The sequence below is a fragment of the Sorangium sp. So ce590 genome (assembly GCF_051521365.1).
In the GTDB taxonomy this organism is placed as follows: Bacteria; Myxococcota_A; Polyangia; order Polyangiales; family Polyangiaceae; genus Sorangium.
Map to the genome: position 1 here is coordinate 8,942,471 of NZ_CP150346.1, position 12,072 is coordinate 8,954,542.

Here is a 12,072-nt window from a genome sequence, read left to right on the forward strand (position 1 = left end):
TTGAGTGCTATAACGCGGCGCGTTGCGGAAATCGGGTCGTCTCAATCGTCGAACAAACTCAACTGTACCATCCTTTGTGGCCCTGGCGCTGGCGGCGGCTCCGGCCCATCGGGCAGCGGAAACGCCACAGGCGCAGCCGGCGCGGATCCGACCAGCCGGAGGAACCCCCTCCCGTTCGGCAACGCCCGTGCAGGCGTCGTAGGTGCTCCCGGCGGCGGCTCCCGGAGCTTGAGCGGCTGCGGGGTCGGCGGCGCGGTTTCTGGCTCCGCCATAGCAGCCTCGACGAGCTCCGGGATCGACCAGACGTGCCGCGCGATGCCCGCCTCCATGGCCGGCGTGCAGCGGATCGACTCGTGGATCCGGCACAGGTTGTACCAGGCGAAGTGGAGCGCGACCGCGGCGCGGTGGTTCACGAGCTTCCGCGAGAAACCGTTGCACAACCGAGTGAACCGGCGGATGTGCATGCGGATGGTCCAGTTCTGGCGTTCGATATAGCTCGTAGAAGCATGCTCTAAATCAGGTATGCCGAACACCGGCGTTTTCGTGATGAACGGCTCGCGCGGCGGCTCGTAGCGGTGGTCATCGTCGCGCCGCGCCTTCCGGTTGTAGCGCTTGACCACCTGGGCGTAGTCGACCGAGCCCGCGAGCGCGAACGCGCCGCCAACGGCAGCGACGTAGGGCGCCCATCCATCGGTGTAGAGTTGCGGTATCGTGGTCAGCCGAGCGCGCAGATCCTTGATGAACGCGTTGGTGTTCTCTTCATCGCGCTTCCCGACGCGGTAGCTGATGATGAGCTTCGACGCGCTCGCCATGCCGACGAACGTGTATGCGTCGCCGTACTCAGCGGGATCGGAGTTCGTCACCCGAGATTGCTTTTTCTGCACGTATGACCATATTTCATCACATTGTGCGACATGACATGTGATACTGCGAACGAGCCTGTTGTGCAGCCGCTCGCATCCGGCTCCGATGCGGAGCAGCAGGGCAAGCACGGTCGGCTTGCTGACCCCGGTGAGCCTACACGTGGAGGCGATGGATGATCCTTCTACGAGCTGGGAGACGACGCTTACGCGCGCCTCCGCCGACAGCAGAGACATGGCCTTGCCTTGCCTTTCTCGGCGGCATGGCCCATGCTCGGCGTTGTGGGGCGACGGGCGGGCCTACCGCTCGGTGCTCTGGCGCCATGCTCGGGTTCCAGCCGGGCATGGCGCTTTTGCTTGGTAGGCCTTCATTTTAGCTCATTTTGCGATTCTTCGCTGTCGGAGACGAAGGTCAGCTAGGACATCTGGTGTCCTACCATTGGTCAATGTGATAGGCACTTTGACCATTACCGCTCAGCTACCCGGCCAGGACCGTTTCCGGTGCCAGGGGCAAGCACAGCTACCCGGCCAGGACCGCTTCCGGTGCCGGAGGGATGCTCAGCGAGTCACTGGCGACCCCACGTGGCGACCCGGAGCGTCTTCGTCCCGTGCACCGGGCGGTGCGTTTCACAAACGGACCCGGAAAGCTCCCCGCAATTCTAGGTATGAGCACACCCGTTTCGCACTCCGATGACACCTCCCGCGCTCCTACCTGGAATTCCGTTCACGCTGCCGCAGTCGAGGTCCTCCCCCGCGCGCTTCGGCTCCTCGGGGTCGCCGAGCCCTGTGTCGACGACCTGGTCCTGGCGGTCCTGCTCGCGGCGTACGAGAGCCGGGCTTCGCCGGCTAGTCTGCCGGTACCGCCGGCACTCCCGCCGCCCTCACCGCCCACCTCGAACCTGAAACGGACGCTGGCCCGGAGGGGCGGCGCCCTCGGGTCGGCTGCCGCGGGCAGAGGAGCGCCGTCGCGATGAGCGGCCCCAGGGTCAGATACGGGCTCGGCACGCGCCGGGCCCGCTCCGTCGTCGGACGCCTTCGGGGCGCGAGGCGCCTGGCACGCGCAGCCATCGCCGCGGCCATGGACCTGCTCTGGATCACCCTATGCCTGCTCTGGATCGCGGAGGCGCACGCCGCGCCGGCTCCGCCTCAGGCCGTGATGCGGCTCGAGATCATGCGAGGCCCCGGCGCCAAAGGCTGCCCCGACGAGACGTTCCTGCGCACGGAGGTGACGCGCAGGCTCGGCTACGACCCGTTCCGGGACGACGCGCCATGGGCGCTCACGGTCGGCCTCGCGTGGGATGGTGCGGAGCTCGCGGCCTCGCTGGCGCTGCGCGACCCCAAGGGCGAGACCCAGTGGGCCGACGGGTTCGGCACCCGGAATGGCTGCGAGCAGCTGCTCTCCGGCGTGGCCCTCGCGATCGCGGCGCAGCTCCTCGGCGCGCCGGAGCGGGCTCCCCCGCCGCCCGCGCCGGCGCCGCCGCCTACGCAGGCGCGGCGCGACGCACCGGCGCCACCCCGCCGGGCCGAGCTGCCACCGGCGCGACCGCGGCCGGAGGCAGCGCCGGCTCCGGCAAAGCCGCTCCGGCTCGAAGCGGGGCTCGGGGTGACGCTGGGCCTGGGAATCACGCCGGGCGCCGCAGCCGGGATGATGCTGTCCCTGGGCGTTCGCCGGTCTGACTGGTCGATCGCGGTGGAGGGGCGTGGGCTCGTCGCTCTGGCGCAGGAGGTGGAAGCGGTGCCCCTCGGCACGAGGGCCTTCACGGCGGCTGCGCTGGCCTGTCATCGCGGCCACTACCTGTTCGCCTGCGGGGTTGTCACAGGCGGCGTCGTCCGGTTCGTCCCTCAGGGTCCGTGGGACGTCGTTCCCCCCGCCCAGCCGCTGCTCGGTGCTGGCACACGGCTCGGAAGCAGGTGGCCCTTCTCGGACAGGTGGTCCGCGTACGGGTACGCCGAAGCTGTCTGGTTCGTCGCGGACGCCGTGCTCCGACGCCGGCACGACCCCAGCGAGACCCCCGCGGCCCTCACCTGGTCGTCACCCCCGGCCGGCGCGGCGTTCGGATTCGGTGTCACGGCAACGTACTGAACGAGCTCGCATGACCATGGAGCCTTTTGACGTTGATCATGATATTTTTCGAAACGAATCTGTCTGGCGCCGGAGCCGCTCGCCTGCGCGGCCTGCCTGTGCGATCCACCGGAGGCTGCCTCGTGCCAGCTCCCTCTCGGCTGGTCAGCGCACGCCTCGGCATGGTGCGACGAGGCCGCCGGCAGCGTCGCGACTGCCTTCGCGGCGCCCGACGGCTGGGAGTGCCCGGGCGACCGGAGCACCTGCATGCCATCGCCGGAGCAGCCCGGAGCTCCGCCGCCCAGCGGCTTCCTGACGTGCATCTTCCACGAAGGTGACGTGACGTGCGCGGACCCTTATCTGGACAGACACGTCTTCTACGGCAGCGCCGACGACACGCGCGGCTGCTCCCCGTGCGCTTGCGGGGAGCCGCAAGGCGCTTCGTGCACGATCATGGCCTCGGTCTACAGCGACGGCGCGTGCGCCGAGCAGGTCGCATCGACGCTCATCAGCTCGATGGCGCCGTTCTGCGGGGTCACGCCGCCCGGCGTCGCCCTCGGCAGCAAATTGGCGGAGGTCGTCGCCGTGGATCCCGGCGGCTGCGTCCCGAGCGGCGGCAAGACGGTCGGCGAACTGCTGCCGGTCGCGCCATCGACGTTCTGCTGCCAGGCATAGCCCTCACACTGGAGTCCGATAGCGGCGGTCACCCGCAGCGGGTGACCGCCTCAGAAATCCCAGAGCGTGTGCAGGTGCTCGTAGCCACGGAAGCCGATGATCCGGGCTCGCTCCAGCGGATGATCCGGGTCGAGGCGCAGGTTCGGAAGGCGCGCGAGCAGCTGCTCCAGCGCGACGCGGGCCTCCAGCCGCGCGAGCGGCGCGCCGAGGCAGAAATGGGTGCCCCGGCCGAAGGTGAAATGCCGATCGGCGTTCGGCCGGCAGGGGTTGAAGGTCGTCGGCTCGCCGAACACGCTCTCCTCGTGGTTGGCCGAGCAGATCGCGAGCTGGACCGTCGCGCGCGCCGGCACCGTCACGCCGCCCAGCTCGACCTCCGTCGTCGTCTGTCGCGCGAGCCAGAGGAGCGGCGAGTCGAGCCGCAGCGTCTCCTCGATGACGTGGCCGAGCTGCGCCGGGTCCTCGCGCACGGCGGCGAGGTGCGCCGGGTGCACAAAGAGCAGCGCCAGCGCGTTGCCGATCAGGTAAAGCGTCGTCTCGTGCCCGGCCAGGATCAGCTGCATGGGCACGGCGATCAGCTCCTCCTCGCTGAGCTGCGCCTCGCCGTCTTCATGCGCCCGGATCAGCGCCGAGAGCAGATCGTCGCCCGGGCTCCGCCGGCGCTCCGCGATCACCTCGGCGAAGTAATGCTGGAACGCGCGCAGCCCCTTCGCCGCCTCCACCAGCTGCGGGACGGGCTCGGCGTTCCAGACCAGCTTGATCCAGCCGTCGGACCAGCGCTTGAGCAGATCGATGTCGGCGCGTGGCATGCCGAGCATGTCGCCGATCACGAGCGCCGCGAACGGGAACGCGAACCGCGGGATCAGATCCGCCCGGCCCTCGGCGGCGAACCCGTCGATCAGCTCGTCGGCGAGCGCCCGGAGCTGCGGCTCCATCGCGGCGACGCGCTGCGGGGAGAAGCCTTTGTTGATGAGGCCGCGCAGCCGCGTGTGGTCGGGCGGATCGGTCGTGAGCAGCGTCGGCAGCCGCCCTTCGGGGTCCCCGAGCACGGCGACGACCTCGGGCGCCAGCGGGGTCCTGGGGCTCATCAGGGATTTCGAGGAGAAGCGCTCCGTGTCGCGGAGGACGGTCATGATGTCCTCCGCGCGCGTGACGAACCAGCTGTTCGCCGGCGCGTTGAAGAAGACGGGGGCGCCGCGGCGGGCCTCTGCGTAGAACGGATAGGGATCGGCCGGGTGCCCGGGGTCGATGAGGCTGTGCGCGCCGAGGGCGGCGCTCAGGTCGTCAGGGGTTGTCATGCTAAGTCTCCTGTTCTGACGAGTTCGCGCGAGCGAGGCGCGAGCGCCCGGCGCCGGGAGGGAGCCCCGGCCGCGAACGCCTGTCGATGTTATGCCGCGTGGGCCCCGACACATATACTTGTCCGCTAATTGTCTGCCGGCCGGCCAGCTCCCCCCTCGCGGCGGGCCGGCCCCTCCCCGGACCCGAGCGCTGCATGCCGCCTTCCCCTGGATCGACCCCGCCCCCCGACAGCCCCCGCCTCCCCGGCGCACCGGCGCGCCCGCGGCGCTCCTGGCGGGGCTGGGCCGGCTTCTCCGGCCTGCTCCTCCTGGCCATCCTCGTGCCCTTTTTCCTCTTCGCGGACCGCCTCGAGGCGGCGGCGCGGGCGCTCCTCGCGGCCCCGCCCTCGGGCGGCGCGGCGGCGCTCGTGCTGGGGGGGCTGCTCGCGGGCGATGTGGTGCTGCCGGTGCCTTCCAGCTTCGTGAGCACGGCCGCGGGCGGCCTGCTCGGGTTCTGGCGCGGGACGGCCGTCTCCTGGGCGGGCATGACGGCGGGCGCGGGGCTGGGCTACCTGCTCGGCGCGCGGGCGGGGGCGCCGGCCCTGCATCGAATGGTGGGCGAGGCGGAGCTCGCGCGGCTCACGCGCGCCGCCGAGCGGCACGGCCCCTGGTTCCTGCTCCTCCTCCGCGGCGTGCCGGTGCTCTCCGAGGCGTCGGTCGTCTTCGCGGGCGCGGGCCGCATGCCCCGCCGCGCGTTCTTCACGGTGACGGCCCTGGCCAACCTCGGCATCTCGGCCACCTACGCGGCGCTGGGCGCGTCCGCCGCGCGGTTCACGTCGGTCCTGCTGCTCTTCGCCGGGATCGTGCTGCTCCCCGGGATTGCGCTGCTGCTGGTTCGCCTGGCGGAACGGCGGCGGAGGTCGGCGCAAATGCGCAATGGGTCCGGCTAGTGTCCCGTCCCTGAAGAGCGCGAACTAAATCGCCCCCGCGCGCATCGAAGTCGATCATGCGAACGGGACGACCAAAGGCAGAGCTGGTCCTCACGGAAGAAGAGCGCGCGCAGCTGGGCGCGTACGCGCGCCGAAGCAAGACGGCGCAGCACCTGGCGCTGCGCGCGCGTATCGTGCTCGCCTGCGCGGACAAGCTCGACAACCAGACCGTGGCGAGGAAGCTGGGCACCCGACCGGCGACGGTCGGCAAGTGGCGGGGACGCTTCGTGCGCGAGCGTCTGGAGGGATTGCTCGACGAGCCCAGACCCGGCGTGTCGCGCACGGTCTCTGACGAAAAAATCGAGGAGGTCGTCGTCAAGACGCTCGAGTCCACTCCGCGGGGCGCAACGCACTGGAGCACGCGCCAGATGGCCAAGCAGGTGGGGCTGGGGCGCATGACCATCAGCCGCATCTGGCGCGCCTTCGGCCTGCAGCCGCATAGGGCCGAGACCTTCAAGCTGTCCAAGGACCCGCAGCTCATCGATAAGGTGCGCGATATCGTTGGGCTGTACATGAATCCGCCCGACAAGGCGCTGGTGCTGTGCGTCGACGAGAAGTCACAGATCCAGGCACTCGACCGCACCCAGCCGTTACTGCCGATGCGGCCCGGGCAGGCGGAGCGGCGCACCCACGACTACGAGCGCCACGGAACGACGTCCCTGTTCGCTGCGCTCGACGTCAAGACCGGCAAGGTGATCGGCGCCTGCCATCGGCGCCACCGCGCGGTGGAGTTCCGCAAGTTCCTGGACACGATCGAGGCGAACGTTCCCGCCGACCTCGACGTCCACGTCGTCGTCGACAACTACGGCACTCACAAGACGGCCGCGATCCGCGCCTGGTTCGCCGAGCGCCCGCGCTTTCACATCCACTTCACGCCGACCTACGGCTCGTGGCTCAACCTCGTCGAGCGCTGGTTCGGATTGCTCACGGAGCGACAGATCAAGCGCGGCGCCCATCGCAGCGTCCGCGCGCTGGAGGGCGCGATCAAAGCGTTCCTCGACGCACACAACGAGGACCCGAAGCCGTTCATCTGGACCAAGACGGCGGACGAAATCCTCGCGAGTGTCGCTCGATTCGCGCAGCGCACGCTCGACGCTCACGGCGAGAGGACTTAGTTCGCGCTCTTCAGGGACGGGACACTAGTTCCGTGTGTCAGAAATCCCGCCAGAGAAAACGGTCGATAACGAGCAGTTGCCGGAAACATTAGCGATTTTCATGGCTTCCGCCTGTTTCGCCGCCGAGGGCGGCTCCGGTGTGGCCCAACGGGGCGCCCTCCGCCGTCGCGCCGCCCGCGGTGAAGGGCTCGCGGCATCACCGGTCCCACCGTACGGCCACGCTGCACGCGCTGGTTGACATGGAGAACCTTACGCGATCCGCATCCATCACTGGAAAAGTGACGCTGTACCAGCAACTTATCCATGCATCGACGATGAGGCAGCCTTCACTCCACGGCCTGCGGGGCGTAGAGCGAGCAGGCGAGGGCGAGGATCTCGATGCCGGACCGATCTCCGCTGGCGAGGCGCTCGACGGCCTCGGGGGAGGGAGCGGACCGATGGAGCTCGAGATCCTGCCCGAGGCGGCGTTGATAACGATCGAGCGACCTCCGGAGTAGCCTCTTGCGCTCCTGCCTCTTGCGCTCCTCGGGCACATCCATGTTCCCCCTCCTCACACGACGCAGCATGTTGGTCAGAGGGGATGCACGGTCAAGCGAGCGGGCCTTGCCGCGCCTAGTTGAGCTGGGGCAGGGGCTCGCCGTCCTTCACGAAGTACAGCTCGCTCGTGACGCTCCCATCGGGGTTCTGCTGCCTCCAGGCCATCCTCGCGCCCGGCCAGTAGTCGTTCGCACGAAACGCCTGCTCGACGAAGGCGATCTGCTCCGACAGGCCCTGATGAGATACATTGACCTTGCACAGGGACGTCCGGCAATCGACGGACAGCATGCGCGACCCCTTCCCGAAGTAGCTCCGCAGCCCTTCGTCCAGCCGTTGTTCAGCCGAGGCAGCCCAGCTGCGATCGACAGGCTCGCCGCTATACAGCGCCTCGACGTGCGCCACCTGGTCCTCGGGCTCCGGAGCGGCGGGCTCGACGTCCGCTGCTCTCTCGGCGGCAGGCGATTCTGGCTCAGCGGTCGGCTCCGGTGCGAGCTCTCGGTGCGGCGGCCGCGCCGGTGCCGCGTGGCGCTCCGGAGCCCTGGCGCCGCGGGTCGGCTCGGCAACCGTGACGCGGTACTCGCGCTCTCGGTGTTTCGGTGAGCGGTCCACGAGAAATTGCACGACGCCGACGACCGCAACGGCGATGGCGATCACGGAGACCCCGAGCTTGAGTGTCTGTTTCATTTTCTCACCGTCGACTGATGATCTGCAGGCATGGCTCACGAGCTTCGCGCCCGGGAGGGATCCGCACGCGGGGTGCGGTTCCCTCCGGAGCACGCGTTGGCGCATGAAGCGCGCTCACATGCGGCGCGTCGCGCCTATCGTTTCTTTGTGGCGGCGTCCCGCCTCGCCCCCTTCAGAACGTGAAGGAGCCGATCGCCGCCGAGGGGCCCGGAAAGTCGCAGTCGTAGTGCGCGACCGATGTGCTGGACACCGTGAGGGTCCCGAGGGAGACGGCCGCCGGAGGGCTCGCACTAGAGCAGATGAGGGTGGCGCCACTCTGAGCAACAAAGCCGTTGCTCGGAGTGGTCACCACGGCCCGGCATGTCGGCGTGGCGACGCAGATCGGACTGGTGATGGTGGGGGTCGCCCTGAAATTGACCGAGCCGTTCGCTCGCGACTGAATCGGAACGAGGAGCTTCTTGGTGCTGCCGCACGTATTTCTCACCTCGGACCAGGCCGAGGCAAAACAACCGGCATCGGCGGCCACCCAGGCATGGCCCGCCATCGCCGGCAGCGTATCAGAATAGCCGATCGCGGCTCCGGTGGTCAGGAGAGCAAACGCAGCCGTTCCCAGCAGACCCATGGCCCATTTCTTCATAAATCCTCCTTACGCGTCCCAAATTGGCAGAACAGTTACTCGGACACACGGCGACCCTGACAGGACCTCGTTCGGGTCCGGCCTCCTCTCTCGATGTCACGTCGCAGATCGACACCGCGACCCATGAGGCTCCCGCTCAGAAAGGCTCTGAGCCGTCGCCCCCTCGGATGCCTGCGGAGAGAACGCGCTCGCCCCCGAACAGGGGCGCACTGCGAGGATCACCGCTCGCGCAGGCGCACGATCTCATAAACCCACAATCTATAGCGAGCGTTCGATTTTACTACAACGGCGGAATCATTCCACGCCGCGCAAGAACACTTCCCCTCCCTCCTACGTCAGAGCACACACGGAGATTCTACGAAAAGCATCGAAACGTCAAGAACGTTCTTCTTGCGATTTGTTTCGTCCGATCGCGAAGATTTGGAATGAAGGTGGACGCAGCAGCATTTTTAAATAGCACCACTAAACTAATAAAATCAGTTTTGGACTCCTCTCTCAGGGTATGCGCGGAGCGGGGACGCGCGCTCCGGGCGTCGACGAAGACCTTGAGCAAGGCGAACGATGCTGGGTCCTCCGTGAACGGGGCGTGGTTGATCGCGAGCAGCGAGCCGCTCGTAGAGCTCGATGCTCGCGGGTGCGCGTAGGCTACGGGGCTGCCGTTCGGCCCCTCGGGGCGCGCCATCTCGCCGCCCGCCGAGCTCCAGCACCGAGGCCGCGCTCGCGCGCTGGAGCGCGACGTCGAGCCGGCCGGACCCGCCAAGCGCGCCCCCGTCGGGCGCCTCATGGTCCAGGGTTGCGCCTGGGCTCCTCCCGGTGTGTTCCAGCAACCGTTGCGCGAGCGCGCCCCGGCTCGGTATTTGGCTCGCCGTGGGTGGAGCGGATCGTCCCGCCCGTCCGAGCGTCTTCGGCGAGGTGTTCTGCAAGGAGGAGAAGATCCCCTCGCCGAGCGTGAGCCGCGAGCTCCCCCACGATGCGCCCGAGCGCGGAGCGCCGGCGAGCTCGGGGCCGTCGCCAACGTCGAGGCCCGTCTGGTCGAGCTCGGGAGCAGCGGAGGTGATGAACCCCGCGCACGAGCTCGGTGCGGCGCGCGTCGGCCAGCTCGGCGCCCGTCATCCGCGCGGCGCAGTCGCACGAGCAGGCAGCGCAGCCCAGGCGTCGAGATCAGCGCTTGCGGAGCGGCCGCGGCGTCGTGCGGAGCTCCGGGCGGGGGCTGTTCGTCGACCGGTTTGGTTGACGAACGCCCCGACCCCACGAAACGGCCGCCGCTCGACCACCTCGTCGCACTGAACAACGAGACGAACGCCAGTCGCTTTATAAAGCGCTTGAGGGCGGTCTATAGGGCGTCTTAAATGGTCCTGGGCCTATGTGGTAATGCTTTCGAGAAGAAGCATGTGGGTCGGTGCGGCTGAGTCTATAGGGTGCGCCCTCTTCTGCCGCCGGGCTGAAGCTGTAGGGATACCCTGGCTTGACCGACTGTTTCTGCATCCAGATCGAGTGATCGATGTGCCCCGGCGGAGCGCGATGCCCCGCCGGGGCCTCGCTCCGGTGCGGAGTGCCCTCGGGAGGCCTTCCACGGGGCGCTAAGCTCTGGGATCCGCCCGACTGACGGTACACGCCTGGGCCCAGAGTTCTCCGGGGTGCGTCTCGCCGCCTCGCCGACGGCGAGCCTGCCGAGCCCCCCAGAGCACACCCACGCCGCCGCTGGTGCGAGCTCGACGTTCGGTCCAAGCTTGCTTGTCAAGCGACAGTAACTTTTACTGACGCTCTACATTGCTCACCGCTCCGGTGCCACCGGCAGCCCGAGCAGGCGACCGATCGTCTCGTGAACGACCCGGGCACTCACCTCATCCCCGAGGGCGACGGCGCGGCTCAGGGTGCTGGCGAGCGAGGCGACCACGGCCGCCCGAGGCGACGGATCGGTCACGGCGAGCTCCCCAGGCCCGAGGCTTGACCATATCGGCATAGGGGCGCCGGGTTTCCCCGGCGGCCCCTGCCACACCACCGGACAGGCGGGTCCGCATCCGGCGGTTCGAAGAGTTGAGGTCACGCGGCAAGTCGGGGAAGACCCAGCTTGTCGAAGAACGAGGGTGGCAGCGCGAGGTTGATGAGGCGCATCCCCGAGTTGTGCCACCAGCACCTCCGCTGCGCACGGGCCTTCTCTCACGATCCGGCGTGAGTTCGCGCAGGTCACCGCGCCCTGGCCAGCTTCAGCTCCTTGTTCTTGAGGGTGACCTGCGCGAGCAGAACCGGGCCGTAGTACGGCTCCCAGACGTCATCGGCGTCGCCTACCTCGACGAGGACCAGCTCACGCTCGAGGGCGTCACCATCAAGACCGGACGTCCGGGCAAGGGCGGCACCCTGTGGAACCACGAGGACAGCACGACGGTGGGAGAGAGCGGCGAGGTCCACGAGACGCTTCGCTTTCCCGAATAGCCGCAGTCACGTCACGGGAGGTCGGCGCGGAGATCCGCGACCGAGTCCACGGGTCAGCTCGCCAGGAAGCTGGAGGCCCAAGCGACCATGGCGGCCGGCGGCTCGCCTTCGCCGTCCCACGAAGCGACCGGCGCGTCGAGCTTGTGCGTGGCAGCTTCGAGTTCGTGCGTGGAAGCGATGCCGCAGGCAGTCCTCGGCAACTCCATGAGAGATCGAATCTTCGCAAGCACTCTTGACACCCACCCTTTGTGCAACGCCCCATCCGTCAGCGATCAGGAAGGAGCCCTCGCCACGCCGCTCGTGGGCCGCTCGGCGGCGCGCGCCGCGCTGGAGGAGCTGGGCGCGTAGCCGTACTGGAGGTTGGAGGTGCTGCCCTGGACCGTCGTGCCCTGGAGCACCACCACGCTGCTCCCGGTGCCCTGCAGCTGGAGATCGATGTCGCCGCCGTCCGTGTCGCACGTGGCCTTGAAATTGATCGAGGTGCCATAGAGGTTGTTCGAGGTGTCCGTCCACATGACGGTCCAGTAGTCGCTGCTGCTGGGCACGAGCGCGGCCGTCCACCCCTGCGCCAGGGTGCTCTGGCCATTCGCGACGTTCTCCCCGATCCAGCACTCGATCCACGTGGTCTCGCTGGTGGTGTGCGAGAGCCAGACCTGGCCGATCCCGTAGCCGAGGTTGTTGGAGACGTAGATGTTCACGTAGGTATTGTCGGACATGATGTTTCCTCCATGCGCGGTCCACGAGGGGTCCGCGCGGTCTGTCCGCGAGCGAGCGAGATGCCCCTCGCGAGCCGCCGTGGCGCGGGG

13 protein-coding genes are annotated in these 12,072 nt (G+C 68.5%); 5 read left to right on the top strand and 8 right to left on the bottom strand.

All coding sequences use genetic code 11. The annotated features are described in order from the left end of the window. Nucleotides 1–41: 41 nt before the first annotated feature. On the bottom strand, nt 42–1,097 hold the full coding sequence (locus WMF28_RS33740) for an IS1 family transposase (RefSeq protein WP_437597597.1): 1,056 nt from the start codon (nt 1,095–1,097) through the stop codon (nt 42–44). Nucleotides 1,098–1,938: 841 nt separating this feature from the next. Here WMF28_RS33740 and WMF28_RS33745 point away from each other — a divergent pair. Together WMF28_RS33745 and WMF28_RS33750 are read left to right on the top strand one after the other, a co-directional pair. Beyond that, the gene (locus tag WMF28_RS33745; protein ID WP_437597598.1) at nt 1,939–2,943 is read left to right on the top strand and encodes a hypothetical protein; all 1,005 of its coding nucleotides are present in this window, start codon (nt 1,939–1,941) and stop codon (nt 2,941–2,943) included. A 246-nt stretch (nt 2,944–3,189) separates the two neighbouring features. Continuing rightward, entirely contained in the window at nt 3,190–3,597 is a 408-nt protein-coding gene (locus tag WMF28_RS33750) for a hypothetical protein (protein ID WP_437597599.1), read from the top strand. 50 nt (nt 3,598–3,647) lie between these two features. Here WMF28_RS33750 and WMF28_RS33755 read toward each other — a convergent pair whose 3' ends face one another. Then, nucleotides 3,648–4,892 carry a cytochrome P450 gene (locus WMF28_RS33755; protein ID WP_437597600.1) on the bottom strand — a complete coding sequence of 415 codons (1,245 nt, stop codon included), beginning with the start codon at nt 4,890–4,892 and terminating at the stop codon, nt 3,648–3,650. A gap of 194 nt (nt 4,893–5,086) precedes the next feature. Between WMF28_RS33755 and WMF28_RS33760 the strand changes: the two genes are divergently transcribed. Together WMF28_RS33760 and WMF28_RS33765 are read left to right on the top strand one after the other, a co-directional pair. Beyond that, entirely contained in the window at nt 5,087–5,821 is a 735-nt protein-coding gene (locus WMF28_RS33760; RefSeq protein ID WP_437597602.1) for a TVP38/TMEM64 family protein, read from the top strand. A gap of 56 nt (nt 5,822–5,877) precedes the next feature. Beyond that, nucleotides 5,878–6,975, top strand: coding sequence for an IS630 family transposase (locus tag WMF28_RS33765; protein ID WP_437597604.1), 1,098 nt, complete (start codon nt 5,878–5,880; stop codon nt 6,973–6,975). A 326-nt stretch (nt 6,976–7,301) separates the two neighbouring features. On the opposite strand, the gene WMF28_RS33770 is transcribed toward WMF28_RS33765, so the two are convergent. The 4 genes from WMF28_RS33770 to WMF28_RS33785 form a co-directional block, all read right to left on the bottom strand. Next, nucleotides 7,302–7,514: a hypothetical protein gene (locus WMF28_RS33770; RefSeq protein ID WP_437597605.1), complete on the bottom strand. Its 213-nt coding sequence runs from the start codon at nt 7,512–7,514 to the stop codon at nt 7,302–7,304. Between the two features lie 73 nt (nt 7,515–7,587). Continuing rightward, a complete protein-coding gene (locus tag WMF28_RS33775; protein WP_437597606.1) occupies nt 7,588–8,196 on the bottom strand; it encodes a hypothetical protein in 609 nt (202 codons plus the stop codon). Between the two features lie 172 nt (nt 8,197–8,368). Beyond that, on the bottom strand, nt 8,369–8,833 hold the full coding sequence (locus tag WMF28_RS33780) for a hypothetical protein (RefSeq protein WP_437597607.1): 465 nt from the start codon (nt 8,831–8,833) through the stop codon (nt 8,369–8,371). 1,774 nt (nt 8,834–10,607) lie between these two features. Then, nucleotides 10,608–10,757, bottom strand: coding sequence for a hypothetical protein (locus tag WMF28_RS33785; RefSeq protein WP_437597608.1), 150 nt, complete (start codon nt 10,755–10,757; stop codon nt 10,608–10,610). A 248-nt stretch (nt 10,758–11,005) separates the two neighbouring features. Between WMF28_RS33785 and WMF28_RS33790 the strand changes: the two genes are divergently transcribed. Next, entirely contained in the window at nt 11,006–11,266 is a 261-nt protein-coding gene (locus WMF28_RS33790) for a hypothetical protein (protein WP_437604390.1), read from the top strand. Nucleotides 11,267–11,319: 53 nt separating this feature from the next. Here WMF28_RS33790 and WMF28_RS33795 read toward each other — a convergent pair whose 3' ends face one another. Further along, on the bottom strand, nt 11,320–11,472 hold the full coding sequence (locus tag WMF28_RS33795) for a hypothetical protein (protein ID WP_437597609.1): 153 nt from the start codon (nt 11,470–11,472) through the stop codon (nt 11,320–11,322). Nucleotides 11,473–11,538: 66 nt separating this feature from the next. Beyond that, a complete protein-coding gene (locus WMF28_RS33800; RefSeq protein ID WP_437597610.1) occupies nt 11,539–11,982 on the bottom strand; it encodes a hypothetical protein in 444 nt (147 codons plus the stop codon). Nucleotides 11,983–12,072 lie beyond the last annotated feature (90 nt).